Raw genomic sequence first — 21398 nt, forward strand, 5'->3', positions numbered from 1 at the left:
ACTAGCGCCCGCCTCATGCCAGTACCGAAACCCGGCCCGGACGACGTCACACCCAGCAGTCCCTGTTCAATTCAGGGCTGTGCAAGGGTGGCGGGTTCTATGCCGGAACATGTTGTGTCAATGGCCTGCCTTGCCCCGGCTCAGGGCGATTTTCACGTCTTGGCCGCCGACCCATTACTGGTCAAGATGTCTCCGAGCAGTAGACGATACGATTCCACAGGGAGTGAATACATGGAACATGCACCTTGCATCAGCCAGATCGCCACGTTGCTGGCCGACCCCAAGCGCAGCGCGATGATGTGGGCGCTGATGGACGGCTCGGCCCGGCAGACCGAGGAGCTAGCGCTACTGGCAGGACTGTCGCCGTCGTCGGCCAGCGCGCATCTGGCACGCTTGTCCACCGGCGGTCTGTTGAAGGTTGAAGTTCGTGGTCGCAAGCGGTTTTTCCGTCTTTCGGCACCGGAGGTGGGGGCGGCGATAGAAGCGCTGGCCAGCGCGACCATTGCCAGTGCTCCGCGGGAAGTCGCCGAAGTGTTCAAGCGCGCCACACCCATGGCCAAACCTCAGACGGCACCCTCATCGCTATTGCGCGCACGTTTTTGTGATGACCATTTGGGCGGCACGCTGGCTGCCGATCTGTACCAGCGACTGCTCGACGCCGGCTGGATCGAACAGCTTGAACAACGCGTGGTGGTGACCCATAAAGGCGCTAAACAGTTGGCCAGTCGCGGCGTGTTCATCCAGGCGCTGGCCCATCGCAACGTGCAGGTGGCTTGCGCTTGCCCGGACTGGAGCGAGCGTCGTCCGCACATGGGCGGTTCACTCGGTGCGGCATTGCTGCAGTTGTTCATGCAGTCCGGTTGGCTGACATTGCCCAATGATTCAAGAGCCCTGCAACTGACGGACACCGGCCAGCGGGAATTGCATCGATTTGCCAAGGAAACCGAGCTGGAGATGGCGTGATAGAGCATTCGAGATCGACGTCAGGCGTGTCGACGTCGTCTACGACTGCGAGCAGGTCGCATCCAGTACGGCCTCTGTATCACCATCGCGCACACTCAATCCGGGGATATTTCGGATGGGGGAGGCGATATGGACACTCAAGGCTTCAGCGCGGCAGAACGCTTGGAAAGACTGCCGATCAGCGGTTATCACCGGATCATTTTCATCATCATCGCCCTGGCGTTTTTCTTTGACTCCATGGACCTGGCGATGATGACGTTCCTGCTCGGCTCGATCAAAGCCGAGTTCGGCCTGAGCAGTGCGCAGGCAGGGCTGCTCGCCAGTTCGAGTTTCTTCGGTATGGTGCTCGGCGCGTCGTTGTCCGGCATGCTCGCCGACCGTTTCGGACGCAAACCGGTGTTTCAGTGGAGCATCGTCCTGTGGGGGCTGGCCAGTTATCTCTGCTCGACGGCGCAAACGATCGAGTCGCTGACGCTGTTCCGCATCCTGCTGGGGATTGGCATGGGCATGGAGTTTCCGATTGCCCAATCGATGTTGTCGGAGCTGATTCCGGCTCAGCGACGCGGGCGCTACATCGCCTTGATGGACGGCTTCTGGCCGCTGGGTTTTGTCGCGGCCGGGGTGCTGTCGTATTTCCTGCTGCCGCTGATTGGCTGGCGCGACATCTTTCTGGTGTTGGCGGTGCCGGCGGTGTTTGTGCTGGCGATCCGTTTTTTCATTCCCGAATCACCGCGCTGGCTGGAACAGGCCGGAAAACATCAGGCCGCCGATAAGGTCTTGAGCGGGATCGAAGCACGGGTGCGCGCATCGCTCGGTGGCGCCGCGTTGCCGTTACCGCTGCGTATACCGCGCACTGTGACGCCCCCGGGCGACTTCTTTTCGGCGCTCAAGCAGATCTGGTCGCCACAGTATCGCCAGCGCACAACGATGATCTGGAGTGTGTGGTTCTTCGCGCTGCTGGGTTTTTATGGCCTGACGTCCTGGCTCAGCGCATTGCTGCAACAGTCTGGTTTCGCCGTGACGCAGTCGGTGTATTACACGGTGCTGATTTCCCTGGGCGGGATTCCCGGTTTCCTGATGGCGGCGTGGCTGGTGGAACGCTGGGGACGTAAACCGGTGTGCATCGTCACGCTGCTCGGCGGGGGGGTAATGGCGTTTCTGTATGGGCAGAGCGCGGTGTTCGGCGGCAATGTGGCGCTGCTGATCAGCACAGGGTTGCTGATGCAGTTCTTCCTGTTTGGCATGTGGGCAGTGCTCTACACCTACACGCCGGAGTTGTATCCGACGTCAGCCCGGGCGACGGGCTCGGGATTCGCCTCGGCGATTGGTCGGGTGGGGTCGCTGCTCGGGCCTTTGGTGACCGGGCTGGTGTTCCCGGTGACCGGGCAGGGTGGGGTGTTTGCGCTGGGTGCGCTGTGCTTTGCGATTGCGGCAGGGGTGGTGTGGCTGTTCGGGATGGAGACGCGGGGCAAAACGCTGGAAGAGCTGACTGAAACACAAGTCGCAGGCTGAACATAAATGCCATGGTGGGAGCGGGCTTGCTCGCGAAGGGGGGGTGTCATTCAACAACCATGTCGACTGATACGACGCCTTCGCGAGCAAGCCCCACTTTAGCTCTTCAGTGTTGTTACGGTTTTACCAACCGTGCATCCAGGCTGTTCTGTGCCAGACGCTTGGCCTGATCCTGGGTCATGCCCAGGTGCTCGTGCAGCGCGTGGAAGTTCTCGGTCACGTAGCCGCCGAAGTACGCCGGGTCATCTGAGTTCACCGTAACCTTCACGCCACGCTCAAGCATGTCGAGAATGTTGTGCTGCGACATGTGATCGAACACGCAAAGCTTGGTGTTCGACAGCGGGCACACGGTCAACGGGATTTGCTCATCGATGATCCGCTGCATCAGGCGCTCGTCTTCGATGGCGCGCACGCCATGGTCGATACGCTGGATTTTCAGCAGGTCGATGGCCTCCCAGATGTACTCCGGTGGCCCTTCTTCACCGGCGTGGGCGACGGTCAGGAAGCCTTCGTGACGAGCGCGGTCGAACACGCGCTGGAACTTGCTCGGCGGATGACCCATCTCGGAACTGTCCAGACCGACGGCGACAAACGCGTCACGGAACGGCAGCGCTTGATCGAGGGTTTTCTGTGCTTCGTCTTCGCTCAGATGGCGCAGGAAACTCAGGATCAAACCGCTGCTGATGCCCAGTTGCTGCTCACCATCTTTCAAAGCGGCGGCGATGCCGTTTAACACCACTTCGAACGGGATACCCCGATCGGTGTGGGTTTGCGGGTCGAAGAACGGTTCGGTGTGAATCACGTTCTGCTCTTTGCAGCGCAGCAGATAGGCCCAGGTCAGGTCGTAGAAATCCTGGGAGGTGCGCAGCACGTCGGCGCCCTGGTAATACAGGTCGAGAAATTCCTGCAGATTGTTGAAGGCGTAAGCCTTGCGCAGGGTTTCAACGTCGTTCCACGGCAGGGCGATCTTGTTGCGTTCGGCCAGGGAGAACAGCAGTTCGGGCTCCAGCGAGCCTTCCAGGTGCAGGTGCAGTTCAGCCTTGGGCAGGGCGTTGAGCCAGTCGTACATAGTCTTTTCTCATCAGGTGCAATGACGGCATTCTACAGATGCTTGCCGAAACAATTGGCAAAACCTGACCAAGCGATCCATCAGATCGCCTCCTGTTCCCGCCGATAGGCGTAGGTATCGGCGAAGCGCGAGAGCAGGAATTCGGCGCAAGTAGTGGTCGGATATTTCGCCGGATGCTGTGCGTCCCGGCAACCGGGCAGGCATTCGATGCGCGTGTCCGGGTGTGGCTCGGCGAAGAACGGCATCGAGTAGCGATCCACGCCCAGCGGGCTGATCACCCGGTGCGGTGTCGAGCGATATCGGTCGTTGCTCCAGCGCGCCATCATGTCGCCGAGGTTGACCACGAAGGTGCCGTCAATCGGCGGTGCGTCGATCCATTGGCCTTGGACGTTCTTCACTTGCAGACCACCCGCCGCATCCTGATGGAGCAAGGTGATGCAGCCGTAATCGGTGTGCGCGCCAGCGCCTTGTTGCTCGGCAGAGCTGGCAGTGTGGCGTGGCGGGTAATGGATCATCCGCAACACGCTGACCGGCTCATTGAAACGGCTGTCGAAGAAATCACGCTCAATGCCAAGGGCTATCGTCATGGCGCGCAACAAGGTTTGCGCGAGGGCCTGCATGTCGAGGTAGTGCTGCTCCATCAAGGGTTGCCATCCCGCTTGCTCAGGATGGCGGTTCGGCCCGCGCAAGGGTTTCTCCGCCAGCACGTCGGGATGATCGACCGGCAGATGCAGACCCATGTCGAACGTTTCTTTCAGGTCGCTGGGTTTGCTCGGGTCGAGTTGCTCGGTGGCGATGGCGCCGTAGCCACGGTGATGGCGGGTCTGGGTGATGTCGATCTTGAGTTTTTCTGGCGCCGGTTGCGCAAAAAAACGCTGTGCGTGGTCGAGCAGTGCGTCGATGCGTTGCGCCGAAACAGGATGACCCTTGATGTAGAAGAACCCCCACTCGCGGCAGGCCTGGTCGATCTGCTCGGCCACGGCGGGCCAGGCGTTTTGGTCGTCGCTATAGAGCGGGCTGATGTCGATGATCGGAAGCTGATCCATACACAATCCTTGAAAGCACTGGAGAGCCAAACGTGACAACGGGCTTGCTCGCGAAGGCGGTGTATCAGGCCATTGCGTATCGACCGACACGACGCCTTCGCGAGCAAGCCCGCTCCCATAGGTGTGCGCTTACTTCGGCATCTCGGCCTTCATGCCTTCCACGTAATAGTTCATCGAGGCCAGTTCTGCGTTGGTTGCACTCACGCCCGCCGGGATTTTTTCGACCCCGGCCTGATCCTTGATCGGCCCGGTAAACGGCTTGAACGCGCCGCTCTTGATGTCGGCGATGATCTGCTCGGCTTCAGCCTTCACGGGCGCCGGCACCAGGTCGCTGATCGGCAGTTCAACCGTGCCTTCTTTCAAACCGCCCCAGTAGTCCTGGGATTTCCAGGTGTGGTCGATCACGCTTTGCGTAGCCTGAATGTAGTGCGGCGCCCAGTCGTTGACGATTGAAGTCAGCACCGCTTTCGGCCCGAAGTGCGCCATGTCGGAGGCGTAGCCCACGGCGTACACGCCACGACGTTCGGCCGCTTGAATCGGCGCGGGGCTGTCGGTGTGCTGGAACACCACGTCCACGCCCTGATCGATCAGGGCGTTGGCCGCATCGGCTTCCTTGCCCGGATCGAACCATGAGTTGACCCACACCACTTTGATCTCGGTGCCTGGGTTGTACTTGTTCAGGGCCAGTTGAATAGCGTTGATGTCGCGGATCACTTCCGGAATCGGGAACGAGGCGACGTAGCCGATTTTTTTGCTCTTGGTCATCTTCGCCGCGAGGAAACCACCGACGTAGCGACCTTCGTAAGTGCGTGCCAGATAGGTGCCGAGGTTCTTGTCCTGCTTGTAGCCGGTGGCGTGTTCGAAAGTCACTTTGGGAAACTGTTTGGCGACTTTCAGCGTCGGGTTCATGTAGCCAAACGAGGTGGTGAAGATCAGGTCGTACTTGTCCTTGGCCATGTTGCGGATCACCCGCTCGGCATCGGCACCTTCGGCGACGTTTTCCACAAAGTGGGTGGTGATCTGATCGCCGAATTTCTCGGCCAGTGCCTTGCGCCCCTGTTCATGCTGATACGTCCAGCCGTGGTCGCCGATCGGGCCGATATAGACGAAACCGACCTTCAGCGGATCGGCAGCGCTGGCGCTCAGACTGATCCCCAGACCGAGGACGGCGCACAGCAGTTTGTGCAGCGGACGTATTTGCATGAATTGGAGCTCCGTTTTGTTGTGTGTGGACAGCGTCAATGCAAATTGCTGACCAACAGGACAACAAACGTCTCCAAACCGCATAACGGCCTTCGCGAGCACGCTCGCTCCCACAGGGGAATGCATATCAATGTGGGCGCGGGCTTGCTCGCGAAGAGGTCGGCGCGGCCAATAAAAGTGCAACGAATGAAACGGCCGCCATTCACTGGTGCGCTAAGGTGTAACGAAACGTTAGCGCCGTTCCGCAGTCAGTAGCTCACTCGCACTCTCCGGCAAAAGGCCCGCCATGCTCACGATCCTCAAGCAAGAAAGCTTTCTACTGTTGGCGCTCATCGCCGCACTCGTCGCTTATCCACTGGAACACTGGCTGCTGCACAGCGGCCAGATCGTCGCCCTGGGCGCCGGGCTGGTGTTGATCGCGTTCATCGTCGTCGCCTCAATGCGCGTCGCCCACCACGCCGAACTGCTCGCCGAAAAAGTCGGCGACCCTTACGGCACGATGATTCTCACACTGGCCGCCGTGCTGGTCGAAGTGGTGATTCTGGCGATCATGATGAGCAACGAAGCGTCGCCCACCCTGGTGCGTGACACGATCTATTCTGCGGTGATGCTCGACATCAACGGCATCCTCGGCCTCGCGGCGCTGATGGGCGGGATCAAGCACGGCGAGCAGTCCTACAACGACGATTCGGCGCGCAGCTACAGCGTGATGATCCTCACCGCCATGGGCGTGTCGATGGTGGTGCCGGAGTTCATTCCCGAGGCTAACTGGAAGGTTTATTCGGCGTTCACCATCGGTGCGATGGTGGTGCTTTACACCTTGTTCCTGCGCATGCAGGTCGGGCCGCACAGCTATTTTTTCAGCTACAGCTACCCGGACAAGCGGCGCAAGAAAGAGCCGGTCGAACAGCAACCGAAACCGCTCAGATTGGGCTTGTCGATTGGCATTCTGGTGTTTGGTGTGGTGGTGATCGGCGCGCTGGCCGAGGTGATGTCGAAAACCCTCGATCTGGGCCTGGAGGGAACAGGGGCGCCGCCGGTGATCACGGCGATTCTGGTGGCGGCAATCTCGGCCGCGCCGGAAATTCTCACGGCATTGCGTGCGGCGCTGGCCAACCGCATGCAGTCGGTGGTCAACATCGCGATGGGCGCGTCACTGTCGACGGTGATCCTGACCGTGCCGGTGATGGAAGCCATGGCGCTGTATACCGGTCAGCCGTTTCAGATGGCGATGACGCCAGTGCAGACGGTGATGATCTTCATCACCCTGATCGTCAGTGCGATCAACCTCAACGACGGCGAAACCAACGCCATTGAGGGTATGACGCACTTTGTGTTGTTTGCGACGTTCATCATGCTGTCCCTGCTCGGGCTCTAGGAACACCACAATTCCAAATGAGGGAGCGGGCTTGCTCGCGAAAGCGGTCTGTCAGGCAGCTTAAAACTGACTGACACGACGCCTTCGCGAGCAAGCCCGCTCCCACAGGTTTTATCGGTGGTGAATCAGGTGCCGGCGATCAGTTGGCGCGCGGCCTGGCTGTGATCGGCAATCAAGCCCTTGAGATCCAGGCCTTCGACCTGGCCGTCAACCACACGCCACTTGCCGCCGATCATCACTCGATCCGCACGATCGGCGCCACACAGCAGCAGCGCCGAAATCGGATCATGGCTACCGGAGAAGCGCAGCTCATCGAGCTTGAACAGTGCCAGATCGGCCTGCTTGCCGACCGCCAGTTCACCGATGTCGGTGCGGCCCAACAGGCTCGCCGACCCCTTGGTCGCCCACCCCAGCACACGCTCGGGGGTAATTTTCTCGGCGCCATAACGCAGACGCTGGATGTACAACGCCTGCCGCGCTTCCAGAATCATGTTCGACGCATCGTTGGACGCCGAGCCGTCGACCCCCAGACCAAACAGCGCGCCAGCGTCGGTCAGATCGATACTCGGGCAAATGCCGGAGGCCAGACGCATGTTCGAACTCGGGCAATGGCAAATGCCGGTGCCGGCCTGGCCGAGGCGGGTGATTTCGTCCGGGTTGAAGTGGATGCCGTGGGCCAGCCAGGTGCGCGGGCCGAGCCAGCCGACGCTGTCCAGATAATCGACGGTGCGCAGGCCGAAACGCTGCAGGCAGAAGTCCTCTTCATCGAGGGTTTCGGCCAGGTGCGTGTGCAGGCGCACGTCTAGCTGGTTCGCCAGTTCAGCACTGGCCGACATGATTTCCGGCGTCACCGAGAAGGGCGAGCACGGTGCCAGGGCGATCTGGATCTGCGCGCCATCGCCACGCTCGTGGTACTCGCGAATCAGGCGCTGACTGTCGTCGAGAATCACCTGGCCTTCCTGCACGGTCTGCTGCGGCGGCAGGCCGCCGTCCTTCTCGCCGAGACTCATCGAGCCGCGAGTGAGCATGGCGCGCATGCCCAGTTCACGCACGGTTTCGACTTGTACGTCGATGGCGTTTTCCAGACCGTCCGGGAACAGGTAATGGTGGTCGGCGGCGGTGGTGCAACCTGACAGCAGCAATTCAGCCAAAGCCACTTTCGTGGCGAGGGCAAGTTTTTCAGGCGTCAGGCGTGCCCACACCGGGTACAGGGTTTTCAGCCAGGGAAACAAGGGCTGGTTGACCACTGGCGCCCAGGCGCGAGTCAGGGTTTGGTAGAAATGGTGGTGGGTGTTGATCAGGCCCGGCAGGATCACATGTTCGCGGGCATCGAACACTTCATTGCACGGCGCGGACGGTTGCTGACCGGCCGCCAGCACTTCGACGATCACGCCGTCTTGCAGCACCAGACCACCACGGGCATCGAGCGCGTTGGCCGTGAAAATGGCGAGGGGATTTTTTAACCAGGTACGGATGGCAGGCATTGTGGCCGGCTCCTCTGAAAGTTGGGTTCAGGGTTGCCAGCTCAGTGTTGCCCTGTCTGCTGATCCAGGGTCGCCGCGAAGGACGAGCCGCGCAGTTTCAAACAAAACGCGATGCCGGGCAAGCCCCACCCGACAGGACAACACACACCACCCCTTATGGGAGAGGGCTTGCTCGCGAAAGCGCTGAGTCAGGCACGGGTGTATTGACTGACACGACGCCTTCGCGAGCAAGCCCGCTCCCACAGGGGTTATACGGTGCTTACCAAGGAATGGTTTCACCCTTGTAATTGACGAAGTGGTGCCCGCCCTTGCCAGTAAACGCATTCACCTGATCGACCAGACCGCGCGTGCTGGTCTCGACATCAATGTCGGCACCCTCACCGCCCATGTCCGTCTTCACCCAACCCGGATGCAGCGACAACACCGTGAGTTTCTGCTCGCCCAACTGGGTCACGAAAGTGTTGGTCATCGAATTCAGCGCAGCCTTGCTCGCCTTGTACAGCGCCAGTTCCGGCGCATCCGGCATGGTCACGCTGCCGAGTACCGAACTCATGAACGCCAACACACCGCTGCCATCGCGAATCTGCCCGACGAAACGCTGGGCCAGATTGATCGGTGCCACCGCGTTGGTGAAAAACAATTTCCCGACTTCGGCCAGTGTCGCGCCGCCCGGGGTTTGTGCATCCGGGCCTTTGACCCCAGCGTTGACGAACAGCAGGTCGAACGTCTCGCCCTTGAGTTGCTGACTCAGGGCGATCACCGCTTGCTGGTCATCCATATCAAGCTTCTCGATGCGCACCTTGCCCAGCGCTTGCAACGCGTCGGCGTTCGAAGGATTGCGCACGGTGGCCGTCACTTGCCAGCCATCGGCCAGCAGGGTTTTCACCAACCCGAGGCCCAAACCACGGGAGGCGCCGATGATCAGTGCGTTTTTTGCCTGGGACATGATGGGTTCCTTGAAAAGTTAACGTGCAGGATTCAATGGACACGCCTGAGCGAGCCGTAGTTGCAACTCCTGACGCAGTGCGTCGAGTTCACTCATACGGGTTTCGATCAGTTGCAGTTTGTCGCGCAGCAATTGCGGCTGACGGCGCAGGCCTGAGCTTATTCACCACTGCGCATTGACGCACTCAAAAGAGGTATTGGCCGTGGAGCATACTCCTCTTCGCGGGCAAGCCCACACAGTGTCCGTGTCGTACACAAATGGGTAATCACCGCCGAACCTGTGGGAGCGGGCCCGCGAAGAGGCCAGTCTCTTCAGCGCATCAATGCCCTGCCTGCCACGGCTGCCCCAACGACACCGGCGCATATAACCGCGTACGCAGCGCATCGCGCGACAACAACACCAGCACCACAATCGTCGCCACATACGGCAGCATCGCCAGCAAGCTCGACGGAATCGCCAGCCCCATCCCCTGTGCCACCAAATGCAGGATGCTGGCGAGCCCGAACAGATACGCCCCCAGCAACAACCGCCACACCCGCCAACTGGCAAACACCACCAGCGCCAGCGCGATCCAGCCGCGCCCGGCCGTCATGTTCTCGGCCCACATCGGCGTGTACGCCAGTGACAGATACGCCCCGGCCAACCCGGCCATCGCCCCGCCAAACAGCACGGCCAGCGTACGCACGGTCAACACTGGCAAGCCCATCGCACTGGCCGCATCCGGATTTTCACCGACGGCCTGAATGATCAGCCCGATACGACTTTTGATGATCACCCACGCGACCAGCGCAAACAGCGCGAACGACAGGTAAACCAACAGATCCTGAGCAAACAGCATCCGCCCGATCAGCGGAATTTCACTCAAGTACGGAATCGCCATTGGCTCGAATCCGGTCAGTGGTTTTCCCACCCACGCCGCGCCGACAAAGGTCGACAACCCCACACCAAAAATCGTCAGCGCCAGCCCGGTCGCCACCTGATTGGCGTTGAACACCAGCGCCACCAGGGCAAACAGCGACGACAACAGCATCCCCGCGAGCATCGCCAGCAACACGCCGAGCCACAGGTTGCCGCTGCTGAGGGCGACGATAAAACCGATCACTGCACCAAACAGCATCATCCCTTCCTGGCCGAGGTTGAGCACGCCGCTCTTCTCGCAGATCAGTTCACCCAGCGCCACCAATAACAGCGGCGTGCCGCAACGCACCATGGCGTAGAAAATATTGCTCAGCAGATCGATATCCATCACAGCGCTCCGGCGGTTACGGCAGTGGTCGAGGCGCGCCGTCTCCAGCGCAGTTTCAGGCGCGGCCGATAGAGGATCAGCACGTCACAGGCCAGCAGGAAAAACAGCATCATTCCCTGGAACAGTTGGGTAATCGCTTGCGGCAGGTTGAGGGCCATCTGCGCACTCTCGCCGCCGATGTACAGCAACGCCATCAACAGACTGGAGAACAGAATCCCGATCGGATTCAGCCGCCCGAGAAACGCCACGGTGATCGCCGCATAGCCATACCCTGGCGAAACCTGCGGCACCAACTGACCAATCGGCCCGGTGACTTCGCAGACCCCCGCGAGCCCGGCCAAACCGCCGCTGATCAGCAGCGCCAGCCAGATCAGCCGTTTCTCGCGAAAACCGACAAACCCCGCCGCACGCTTGTCCAGCCCGAGCACTTTGATCTGAAAACCGACAAAGCTTTTCTGCAACAACACCCACACCGCCACCAAGGCGAGCAGGGCGAAATACACCCCGGCGTGCACGCGGCCATCCTCCATCAACAGCGGTAAACGGCTGGCATCGCCAAACATCGCCGACTCGGGAAAGTTGAAGCCGGCCGGGTCTTTCAACGGGCCGTGTACGCAGAACAACAACAGGTTGAGGGCAATGTAATTGAGCATGATGCTGGTGAGGATTTCGTTGGCGTTGAAACGCGTGCGCAGCCATGCCGTCAGCCCGGCCCACGCCGCGCCGGCGAGGGTGCCGGTGAGCAGAATCAGCACCAGTGCCCAACGGCTTTGCATGTCGATGATGTTCACCGCCAGCGCACTGCCGGCCAACGCGCCCAGGAGCAATTGGCCTTCGGCGCCGATGTTCCAGATTCGCGCTTGATAGGCCACGGCCAAGCCCAACGCGCAGAGCAGAATCGGCAGGGCTTTGACCAGCAATTCGGACACGCCGTACACGTCGCTGACCGGTGCGATCAACAGGGTGTGCAAAGTTTGCAGTGGATCATGACCCAGAGCGATGAACAGCAGCGAACCGCAACCGAGGGTCAGCGCCGCCGCCAACAACGGCGAGCACCAGAGCATCAGGCGCGATTGCTGGCCACGGGGTTCGAGAGAAAGCAGCATGTTGAAAACTCCGTTAAACCGTGGCGTGTTGTTGAGGGGCATCGAACTGGCCGGCCATCCAGCCACCAACATCGCTCAGTAGGGTGTCCGCCGTGTTGTGCAACGCGGACATCTTCCCGCCGCACAACGCACCGAGGCGGTCGCTGATCTGGAACAGTTCGTCGAGGTCTTCGGAAATCACCAGAATCGCCGCACCGGCATCGCGCAACGCAATCAACGCACGGTGGATGGTGGCCGCAGCGCCGACGTCCACGCCCCAGGTCGGGTGCGCGGCGATCAGCAGTTTCGGCTGCTGGAGGATTTCCCGGCCAAGAATGAATTTCTGCAAGTTGCCGCCGGACAGGCTGCGCGCAACGGTTTGCGTGTCCGGGGTTTTCACGCCGAAGCGTTGAATAATTTGTTGCGCGAGGGCTTCGACCTTGCCGCGCTGGATCAGCCCGTTGCTGACCAATCCCTGCTGGAAGGCCGTGAGCAGGGCGTTGTCCGCCAGACTCAACTCGGGCACCGCGCCGTGGCCGAGGCGTTCGGCGGGGACGAAGGCCAGACCGAGTTTGCGCCGCGCATCCGGGCGTAAGTCAGCGACAGCTTGTTCACCGAAGCGAATCGTCGTCGCCTCGGCGCTCGGCAGGGTTTGTTCGCCGCTGAGCAGGGCGAGCAACTCATCCTGACCATTGCCGGCGACCCCGGCGATGCCGACGATTTCACCGCTGCGCACTTGCACATTAATGTCGGTCAACGAGCAGCCAAACGGATCGGGGTTGCGCCAACTCAAACCGCTCACCTGCAAAAAATCCGCGCCGCCGCTGACTTTCGGATAATCACCGATCAACGCCGCCGCTTCGCCGACCATCAACTGCGCCAATTGTTGATCCGAACACTCGGCGGGTACGCAATGCCCGGCCACTCGTCCGCCGCGCAAAACCGTGGCGCTGTGGCACAAGGCGCGGACTTCGCCGAGCTTGTGGCTGATAAACAGAATGCTGCAGCCCTCGGCGGCGAGGCGCCGCAGCGTGATGAACAAGTCGTCGGCCTCTTGCGGTGTCAGCACCGAGGTCGGTTCATCGAGAATCAGCAGACGGATGTCCTGCATCAGGCAGCGGATGATTTCCACCCGTTGTCGCTCACCGATCGACAGGCTGTGGACAAGTCGCTCAGGCTCCAGCGCCATGCCGTAACGGCGCGACACTTCGCGAATTTTCGGTTCCAGTTGTTTGGGCGTACCGGCCGCTGCGCCCATCGCCAGAGCAATGTTCTGCGCCACGCTGAGGGTTTCAAACAGTGAGAAATGCTGGAACACCATGCCGATCCCCAACTGCCGCGCCTGCGCCGGGTTGCGGATATTCACCCGTTGACCTTGCCAGAGCATCTCGCCCGCATCGGCCTGGGTGACGCCATAGATGATCTTCATCAGCGTACTTTTGCCCGCGCCGTTTTCACCGAGCAGCGCATGGATTTCCCCAGGGGCGATGCTCAGGTCGATGGCATCGTTGGCCAGACAACCGGGGTAGCGTTTGCTGATGTGGCGCAGTTGCAGGCGCGTGTTGGGCGGATCGATTGGCATGACAGGCTCGACTTGCTTGGAGTTGTGCCTGTGGATAAAGCAATTTCCTGGCCATTGAGTCAGGAACCCGGGGCGAGCGTGTGCATCAGGGCTCGGCGCAAAGCGTTCAAGGCTGCATCGGGTAATGCCCCGGCACCAATTCAGAGCAAAGCCGTTGAACAGGCTCCAGTTTTGCCCTTCGGTGACTGATCAAAAAACGAGCAAAGACGCGGGGGCTAGACAGAGTCTGCAACTGCGCCAGCCATGAACGGGTTATCCACAGGTTGCTCCACAGTTATTGTGCGCAAGCTTTAAACCCGGGCATAAGCACTGCAAGGCTTTCTTCTAATGGTGCTAAACGTTATTAACTGATTGTTTTTAGGCAAATTTTGAATTTTTCAGGAGAGATTGAACGAAAAATGAACAAACCGCGCAAAGCCGCGTGACAGAAGGGTTACAGCGCAATGTGCTCAGGTTATCCACAGTCGGGTGCACAGCCGATGTGGGCAACTCGGGGTAATAAGGAAATCAAGCGATGCCCTAAAAGATCGCAGCGCTTGAACGCTGAAGCAAAATCCGCCCACGACTCAAATCAGCCAACTGGCGTTGCAATAATTCGATCTGCATTTCACCCACGGCTAGCTGCAATTCGACGCCGTTGGCAGTGAAGTTTTCCTCGACCACCAACCCGCCCAGATCCGCCACCCGCAACTTCACCAGCGCCAGCTCGGCAAACCCACAGGCACAACGCAGCGGCACACGGCTGATCAACTCGACTTTCGCCGCCGTCTGCAGGCACTTGTTTGCGCCGCCGCCATAGGCGCGGGCCAAACCGCCGGTGCCCAGTTGAATGCCGCCGTACCAACGAATCACCAGTACGGCGACCTGATCGCAATCCTGCGCTTCAATCGCCGCCAGAATGGGCCGGCCCGCCGTGCCGCCAGGCTCGCCGTCGTCATTGCTACGGTATTGATCGCCCAGTTTCCACGCCCAGCAGTTGTGCGAGGCGTTCAAGTCGCTGTGCTGTTCGAAGAACGCCTGCGCGTCGGCCGCGCTGCTGATCGGCGTGGCGTAGGTGATGAAGCGGCTTTTGCGAATCTCTTCGCGGTATTCGCAAAAACCACTGAGGGTGAAAGGCATAGACGTCTTATAGAGAGGGAGTGAGGCCGCAGCCTTTGAGGATGATGCGGATCAAATTGTTGCCGGCGTCTTCCATGTCCTGCTTGGTCAACTTGCTGCGACCGCTGACTCGGCAGATCTGCGTGGCAAAGTCGGCGTAATGCTGAGTGCTGCCCCACAACAGGAAAATCAGGTGTACCGGATCCACCGGGTCCATTTTGCCGGCATCGATCCACGCTTGAAAAACGGCCGCTCGCCCCTGGAACCAGGCGCGGTAATCCTGATTGAAATATTCGCTCAGGCATTCGCCGCCGCTGATCACTTCCATCGCGAAAATGCGCGAAGCTTGCGGCTGGCGGCGGGAGAATTCCATTTTTGCGCGGATGTAGCGGGTGAGCGCCTCGGCCGGATCGTCCTCGGCCGTCAGGGTGTTGAAGGTGCTGTCCCACAACTCGATGATGTTGCTCAGCACCGCCACGTACAACCCCAGCTTGTTGGTGAAGTAGTAATGCAGGTTCGCCTTGGGCAACCCGGCATTCTGGGCAATGGTGTTCATGCTGGTGCCTTTGTACCCATGACGGGCGAACTCGTCTTCGGCGGCTTTGAGAATGGTCTCTTCGTTCTTCTGACGAATGCGGCTGGCGGGCTTGCCGCCGTGAGCGGGGACTTCAAAGGTCATAGGCACTTCCGGGTTTGTCTGTGGGCGCAACCAGTTGCGTTGATAGCGCACCCACAGGCTTCAGACAAGTCCTGAAGCAATAAAACCGTTACGCCTGTTCGACCTTGTTCACCGGCACATGGGCTTCGCTGGTTGTGGTTTTTGCTTCCGGCAGCAGCAGGCAGAGCATGATTGCGGTCAGCCCGCCACTGGTGATCGCCGAGTCGAAAAGGTTCTGCACCAGTTTCGGCAGCAAGTGCAGCAAGTTCGGTTGCGCGGCAATACCCAGGCCGACGCCGAACGAGGTGGCGATGATCAACATGCTGCGTCGATCCAGCGGTGATTGCGCGAGGATACGCACACCCGCCGCCGCAACGGCACCGAACATCACCAGCGTCGCACCGCCAAGCACCGGTTTTGGAATCTGTTGCAGCACCGCGCCGATCATGGGAAATAGGCCGAGACAAAACAGGATCGCACCGATGTACAAACCGACGTAGCGACTGGCGACACCGGTCAACTGGATCACGCCGTTGTTCTGCGCGAACGTGGTGTTGGGAAAGGCGCTGAAAGTGGCCGCGATCATGCAGCTCACGCCATCACCGAGAATGCCACCGCGCAAACGGCTTATATAAGAAGGGCCGCTGATGGGCTGGCGGGCCAGCATGCAGTTGGCGGTGAGGTCGCCGACGGTTTCGATGGTGCTGATCAGATAAATCAGCGCGACGGGCAGAAAAGCCGTCCAGTCGAAGCTGAATCCAAACTTGAACGGTGCAGGAATACTCACCAGCGGCAAGTCAGGCAAAGGCTGCACCACCAGTTTCCCACTGAACCATGCCGCCAGACTGCCGAGTACCAGGCCGATGATGATTGCCGAGAGCCGCACCCACGGCGTGTTCGAGCGATTGAGCAGGATGATCGTCAGCAGCACGAACACGCCCAGCGCCAGATTGCCCGGCGCACCGAAGTCCGGCGCATTGAAACCGCCGCCCAGATCCGTGATGCCGACTTTGATCAGGCTGATTCCGATCAGGGTGATGACAATGCCGGTCACCAACGGCGTAACGACGCGACGCAATTGGCCAATGAAGCGGCTGAGGACGATCTGTACGATCGCGCCGAAAAAGCACACGCCGAAGATCATCGCCAGAATGTCCTGTGGGCTGCCGCCGCGCTGTTTGACCAGAAAACCTGCCGACAGTACGGCGCCAAGAAAGGCGAAACTGGTGCCCTGCAGACAAATCATCCCGGCACCAATGCCGAACGGTCGGCGTGCCTGAATAAAGGTGCCGACCCCGGACACCATCAGCGCCATGCTGATCAGGTACGGTAAATGCGCGTTCAAGCCGAGCGCCGAACCGATCACCAGCGGCGGGGTGATGATGCCGACGAAACTGGCGAGTACGTGTTGCAGGGCGGCAAGAATCGCGGCGGGCGGTTTGGGGCGGTCGTTGAGGCCGTAGATCAGGTCGCTGGACGGTGCGGAATCTGGCTGCATGGACTTGGACTTCTTGTTGAAGGATCGGGGTTGATCCTGCTCTGCAAAAAGCTGTCCACTTGCTCAGGTTATTGGGCGATTTTGTCTGTTAGGCCCAGCGTGGCTGGGCCTTGCGGGTTTTTCAACGCGTCGCCGCCAAGCTTTCAAGAAAACTTTCCAGCACCAAATGGGGGCGCCGGCCCTTGCGCGTGACCGATGCGAGGCTCAGGTCATAGAAACGTGTCTTGGCCTTGAGCGCGCGCAGACGCCCCTGTTGCACCCAAAGGCTGGCGTAGTGATCCGGCAGATAACCGATGTAGCGCCCGGTCAGGATCAGGAACGCCATGCCTTCACGGTCCGAAGCGCTGGCGGTGCAGTTGAGCGCCTGGTAATGCGCCTGAATGTCTGCCGGCAAACGGAAGGTGGGGGCGATGGCGTCCTGACTATTCAGGCGTTCGTCGTCCAGTTGCTTGTCATCGACGTAAAACAGCGGATGCCCGACCGCGCAGTAAAGCAGTGAACGTTCGCTGTACAGCGGCTGATATTCCAGACCGGACAGCGCACTGGCCTGCGGCACCACGCCAACATGCAGGCGGCCGTCGAGCACGCCTTGTTCGACTTCATTGGGCGCGATCATGCGGATCTGGATCTGCACGTCCGGGCCGCGTTCTTTTAATTGCGCGAGGGCGTGGGTGATGCGCATGTGGGGCAGGGTGACCAGGTTGTCGGTCAGGCCAATGATCAACTCGCCGCGCAAGTGCTGGTGCAGGCCGTTGACCTCGGTGCGAAAGCTTTCCAGCGCACTTAACAGTTGCAGCACCGATTGATAGACCTCGCGGCCTTCTTCGGTCAGCGAGAATCCCGCGCGGCCGCGTTGGCACAGGCGTAAGCCGAGGCGTTGCTCCAGGTCGCTCATTTGCTGGCTGATCGCCGAACGCCCAATGCCGAGCACGGTTTCCGCCGCCGAGAAGCCGCCGCATTCCACCACGCTGCGAAAAATGCGCAGCAAGCGAATATCAAAGTCACTGACCTGGGCCAGCGGATCGGGACGGCGGCTGCTCATGCTTGATCACTCAAAGTTTAGTGGTGGGCTGACTGAAGGTTAGAAGAGTTGGATTTCACCGACTTTATCGCCGTGGCAATTTAGCTGCAACAACGCTTTCTATCTCCCTGACGCTTATGCCCTGCGAGGTTTTGCCCGATGAACATGCCTGAAACCGCTCCGTCGCCACTGGCCAGCCAACTGAAGCTGGACGCGCACTGGATGCCGTACACCGCCAACCGTAACTTCCAGCGCGATCCGCGTTTGATTGTCGGTGCCGAGGGCAGTTGGCTGTTCGACGACAAGGGCCGCAAGATCTACGACTCGTTGTCCGGTCTGTGGACCTGCGGCGCCGGGCACACCCGCAAGGAAATTCAGGAAGCGGTCTCCAAGCAGTTGGGCACACTCGATTACTCGCCGGGCTTCCAGTACGGCCACCCGTTGTCCTTTCAGTTGGCTGAGAAAATCACCGATCTGACTCCGGGCAACCTCAACCATGTGTTCTTCACCGACTCCGGCTCCGAGTGCGCCGATACGGCGGTGAAAATGGTCCGTGCCTACTGGCGTCTTAAAGGCCAGGCGACCAAGACCAAAATGATCGGCCGCGCCCGTGGCTATCACGGTGTGAACATCGCCGGCACCAGCCTGGGTGGCGTCAACGGCAACCGCAAAATGTTCGGTCAGGCGATGATGGACGTCGATCACCTGCCGCACACGTTGCTGGCGAGCAATGCGTTCTCCCGTGGCATGCCGGAGCAGGGCGGTATCGCCCTGGCCGATGAACTGCTGAAGCTGATCGAACTGCACGATGCGTCGAACATCGCCGCCGTGTTCGTTGAACCGATGGCCGGTTCCGCTGGCGTGCTGGTTCCGCCTCAGGGTTATCTGAAGCGCCTGCGTGAAATCTGCGATCAGCACAACATCCTGCTGGTGTTCGACGAAGTGATCACCGGTTTCGGCCGCACCGGTTCGATGTTCGGCGCCGACAGCTTTGGTGTCACTCCCGACCTGATGTGCATCGCCAAGCAAATCACCAACGGCGCGATCCCGATGGGCGCGGTGATTGCCAGCTCCGAGATCTACCAGACCTTCATGAACCAGCCGACGCCGGAATACGCGGTGGAATTCCCCCACGGCTATACCTATTCGGCGCATCCGGTGGCTTGCGCCGCTGGCCTGGCGGCACTCGACCTGCTGCAAAAGGAAAACCTGGTGCAGAGCGTGGCCGAAGTCGCGCCGCATTTTGAAAACGCGCTGCATGGCTTGAAGGGTTCGAAGAACGTCATCGACATCCGTAACTACGGTCTGGCCGGTGCGATCCAGATTGCCGGTCGTGACGGCGACGCCATCGTGCGTCCGTTCGAGGCGGGTATGGCGCTGTGGAAAGCGGGGTTCTACGTGCGCTTCGGCGGCGACACCCTGCAGTTCGGCCCAACCTTCAACAGCAAGCCGCAAGACCTTGATCGTCTGTTCGACGCGGTCGGCGAAGTGCTGAACAAGCTCGACTGATTTTTCCCTCTATATAAGTACAAATTGCCGGCGCCTCTTCGGCGGCGCCGGCGGACAAAATTCAGGAGTCCCCCGATGAGCGTTATCCCGCATTTGATCAATGGCGAACTGGTGACCGAGAACGGTCGCGCGGTTGATGTGTTCAACCCGTCCACCGGTCAAGCGATCCACAAGTTGCCACTGGCCAGCCAGGCAACCATTCAGAAAGCCATTGATGCTGCGAAGGCAGCGTTCCCGGCCTGGCGTAACACGCCGCCGGCCAAACGCGCCCAAGTGATGTTCCGCTTCAAGCAACTGCTGGAGCAGAACGAAGCGCGCATCTCGCAATTGATCAGCGAAGAACACGGCAAGACTCTCGAAGACGCTGCCGGTGAACTGAAACGCGGTATCGAGAACGTCGAGTTTGCTTGTGCTGCGCCGGAAATTCTCAAGGGCGAGTACAGCCGCAACGTAGGCCCGAACATTGATGCGTGGTCGGACTTCCAGCCGTTGGGCGTAGTCGCCGGTATCACGCCATTCAACTTTCCGGCCATGGTGCCGCTGTGGATGTATCCACTGGCGATCGTCTGTGGCAACTGCTTCATCCTCAAACCGTCCGAGCGTGATCCAAGCTCCACGCTGCTGATTGCTCAACTGCTGCTGGAAGCCGGCCTGCCAAAAGGTGTGATGAACGTGGTCCACGGCGACAAGACGGCGGTGGACGCGCTGATCGAAGCGCCGGAAGTCAAAGCGCTGAGCTTCGTCGGTTCGACGCCGATTGCTGAATACATCTACGCCGAAGGCACCAAGCGCGGCAAACGCGTTCAGGCACTGGGCGGCGCGAAGAACCATGCGGTACTGATGCCGGATGCCGATCTGGATAATGCGGTCAGCGCACTGATGGGCGCGGCGTATGGTTCTTGCGGCGAGCGCTGCATGGCGATCTCCGTTGCGGTATGTGTGGGTGATCAGGTGGCGGATGCGTTGGTGGCCAAACTGGTTCCACAGATCAAGGCGTTGAAGATTGGTGCGGGTACTTCGTGTGGTCTGGACATGGGGCCACTGGTGACCGGTCAGGCGCGCGACAAGGTCAGCGGCTATGTCGATGACGGCGTGGCAGCGGGTGCGACTCTGGTGGTCGATGGTCGCGGCTTGAGTGTCGCGGGTCACGAAGACGGCTTCTTCCTCGGGGGTTGCCTGTTCGACAACGTCACTCCAGAGATGCGCATCTATAAAGAGGAGATCTTCGGGCCGGTGCTGTGCGTCGTCCGGGTGAGCAGCCTGGAAGAGGCGATGCAACTGATCAACGATCACGAATACGGCAACGGCACCTGCATCTTCACGCGTGACGGTGAAGCGGCGCGTCTGTTCTGTGATGAGATCGAAGTCGGTATGGTCGGCGTCAACGTGCCTTTGCCGGTGCCGGTGGCTTATCACAGCTTTGGCGGCTGGAAGCGTTCGCTGTTCGGCGACTTGCATGCCTATGGCCCGGACGGTGTGCGCTTCTATACCCGCCGCAAGGCAATCACTCAGCGTTGGCCGCAACGTGCTAGCCACGAAGCCTCGCAGTTCGCCTTCCCTAGCTTGTAAGCAGGGATGAAGAAGGCCGATCTTTAGAGGTCGGCCTTTGTGTTTTCGGTGTTCTTTGACTGATATGACAGAAATATGAAATTAACGGTTGACGGCAGATTCTGGAAGCCTATAATTCGCCCCACTTCCGGCGCAGTCGAAACGGAAAACTCCTTGAGATTCAATGAGTTATGAAGTTTTCGGCAGCAAGCTGCTTCGGTTCATCGAAGCCAGAAAGAAGTTGAAAAAGAGGTGTTGACAGCAGCGTGTAACGCTGTAGAATTCGCCTCCCGCTAACGAGAGATCGAAGGCGCAAGTGGTTGAAGTTGTTGAAGAATTCTTCGAAAACTTCTGAAAATAATCACTTGACAGTAAATGAGGCTGCTGTAGAATGCGCGCCTCGGTTGAGACGAAAGATCTTAACAAACCGCTCTTTAACAACTGAATCAAGCAATTCGTGTGGGTGCTTGTGGAGTCAGACTGATAGTCAACAAGATTATCAGCATCACAAGTTACTCCGCGAGAAATCAAAGATGTAACCAACGATTGCTG

Annotated in this window: 17 protein-coding genes and 1 pseudogene; 5 read left to right on the plus strand and 13 right to left on the minus strand. The window is 59.8% G+C overall.

Annotated features, from left to right (window positions below; all coding sequences use genetic code 11):
• The first annotated feature begins 231 nt into the window (after positions 1-231).
• Both AACY18_RS07655 and AACY18_RS07660 read left to right on the plus strand, forming a co-directional pair.
• Positions 232-963 carry an ArsR/SmtB family transcription factor gene (locus AACY18_RS07655; RefSeq protein ID WP_339431889.1) on the plus strand — a complete coding sequence of 244 codons (732 nt, stop codon included), beginning with the start codon at positions 232-234 and terminating at the stop codon, positions 961-963.
• Positions 964-1092: 129 nt separating this feature from the next.
• A complete protein-coding gene (locus AACY18_RS07660) occupies positions 1093-2475 on the plus strand; it encodes an MFS transporter (protein ID WP_339431890.1) in 1383 nt (460 codons plus the stop codon).
• A 115-nt stretch (positions 2476-2590) separates the two neighbouring features.
• Here AACY18_RS07660 and AACY18_RS07665 read toward each other — a convergent pair whose 3' ends face one another.
• The 3 genes from AACY18_RS07665 to AACY18_RS07675 form a co-directional block, all read right to left on the minus strand.
• Positions 2591-3544, minus strand: coding sequence for an adenosine deaminase (locus tag AACY18_RS07665; protein WP_339431891.1), 954 nt, complete (start codon positions 3542-3544; stop codon positions 2591-2593).
• A gap of 80 nt (positions 3545-3624) precedes the next feature.
• Positions 3625-4590, minus strand: a complete 966-nt coding sequence (locus AACY18_RS07670; protein WP_339431892.1) for an isopenicillin N synthase family dioxygenase — start codon at positions 4588-4590, stop codon at positions 3625-3627.
• A 129-nt stretch (positions 4591-4719) separates the two neighbouring features.
• A complete protein-coding gene (locus AACY18_RS07675; protein ID WP_339431893.1) occupies positions 4720-5793 on the minus strand; it encodes a BMP family ABC transporter substrate-binding protein in 1074 nt (357 codons plus the stop codon).
• A gap of 286 nt (positions 5794-6079) precedes the next feature.
• Between AACY18_RS07675 and AACY18_RS07680 the strand changes: the two genes are divergently transcribed.
• The gene (locus AACY18_RS07680; RefSeq protein WP_339431894.1) at positions 6080-7171 is read left to right on the plus strand and encodes a calcium:proton antiporter; all 1092 of its coding nucleotides are present in this window, start codon (positions 6080-6082) and stop codon (positions 7169-7171) included.
• 125 nt (positions 7172-7296) lie between these two features.
• On the opposite strand, the gene AACY18_RS07685 is transcribed toward AACY18_RS07680, so the two are convergent.
• The 10 genes and pseudogenes from AACY18_RS07685 to AACY18_RS07730 form a co-directional block, all read right to left on the minus strand.
• Entirely contained in the window at positions 7297-8655 is a 1359-nt protein-coding gene (locus AACY18_RS07685) for an 8-oxoguanine deaminase (protein WP_339431895.1), read from the minus strand.
• Positions 8656-8914: 259 nt separating this feature from the next.
• Positions 8915-9601, minus strand: coding sequence for an SDR family oxidoreductase (locus AACY18_RS07690; RefSeq protein ID WP_339431896.1), 687 nt, complete (start codon positions 9599-9601; stop codon positions 8915-8917).
• 18 nt (positions 9602-9619) lie between these two features.
• Positions 9620-9736 (minus strand): annotated as a pseudogene (locus AACY18_RS07695) (MerR family transcriptional regulator); the annotation flags it as partial.
• 184 nt (positions 9737-9920) lie between these two features.
• On the minus strand, positions 9921-10847 hold the full coding sequence (locus tag AACY18_RS07700) for an ABC transporter permease (RefSeq protein ID WP_339464634.1): 927 nt from the start codon (positions 10845-10847) through the stop codon (positions 9921-9923).
• Positions 10847-11953, minus strand: a complete 1107-nt coding sequence (locus AACY18_RS07705; protein ID WP_339431898.1) for an ABC transporter permease — start codon at positions 11951-11953, stop codon at positions 10847-10849. The genes AACY18_RS07700 and AACY18_RS07705 overlap by 1 nt, the downstream gene beginning before the upstream one ends.
• A 13-nt stretch (positions 11954-11966) precedes the next feature.
• Positions 11967-13514: an ABC transporter ATP-binding protein gene (locus AACY18_RS07710; RefSeq protein ID WP_339431899.1), complete on the minus strand. Its 1548-nt coding sequence runs from the start codon at positions 13512-13514 to the stop codon at positions 11967-11969.
• A 519-nt stretch (positions 13515-14033) separates the two neighbouring features.
• A complete protein-coding gene (locus tag AACY18_RS07715) occupies positions 14034-14633 on the minus strand; it encodes an IMPACT family protein (protein ID WP_339464635.1) in 600 nt (199 codons plus the stop codon).
• A 7-nt stretch (positions 14634-14640) separates the two neighbouring features.
• Positions 14641-15291 carry a TetR/AcrR family transcriptional regulator gene (locus AACY18_RS07720; RefSeq protein ID WP_150617871.1) on the minus strand — a complete coding sequence of 217 codons (651 nt, stop codon included), beginning with the start codon at positions 15289-15291 and terminating at the stop codon, positions 14641-14643.
• Positions 15292-15379: 88 nt separating this feature from the next.
• Positions 15380-16768 (minus strand): uracil-xanthine permease family protein, encoded by a 1389-nt coding sequence (locus AACY18_RS07725; protein ID WP_339431901.1) that lies wholly within the window; start codon positions 16766-16768, stop codon positions 15380-15382.
• A 121-nt stretch (positions 16769-16889) separates the two neighbouring features.
• A complete protein-coding gene (locus AACY18_RS07730; RefSeq protein ID WP_221734345.1) occupies positions 16890-17810 on the minus strand; it encodes a LysR family transcriptional regulator in 921 nt (306 codons plus the stop codon).
• A 138-nt stretch (positions 17811-17948) separates the two neighbouring features.
• On the opposite strand from AACY18_RS07730, the gene AACY18_RS07735 reads away from it, so the two are divergent.
• Entirely contained in the window at positions 17949-19298 is a 1350-nt protein-coding gene (locus AACY18_RS07735; RefSeq protein WP_339431902.1) for an aspartate aminotransferase family protein, read from the plus strand.
• Between the two features lie 75 nt (positions 19299-19373).
• A complete protein-coding gene (locus tag AACY18_RS07740) occupies positions 19374-20867 on the plus strand; it encodes a CoA-acylating methylmalonate-semialdehyde dehydrogenase (protein ID WP_339431903.1) in 1494 nt (497 codons plus the stop codon).
• The last annotated feature ends 531 nt before the right edge of the window (positions 20868-21398 follow it).

The organism is Pseudomonas sp. EA_65y_Pfl2_P74 (assembly GCF_963970575.1).
GTDB classification, from domain to species: domain Bacteria; phylum Pseudomonadota; class Gammaproteobacteria; order Pseudomonadales; family Pseudomonadaceae; genus Aquipseudomonas; species Aquipseudomonas baetica_A.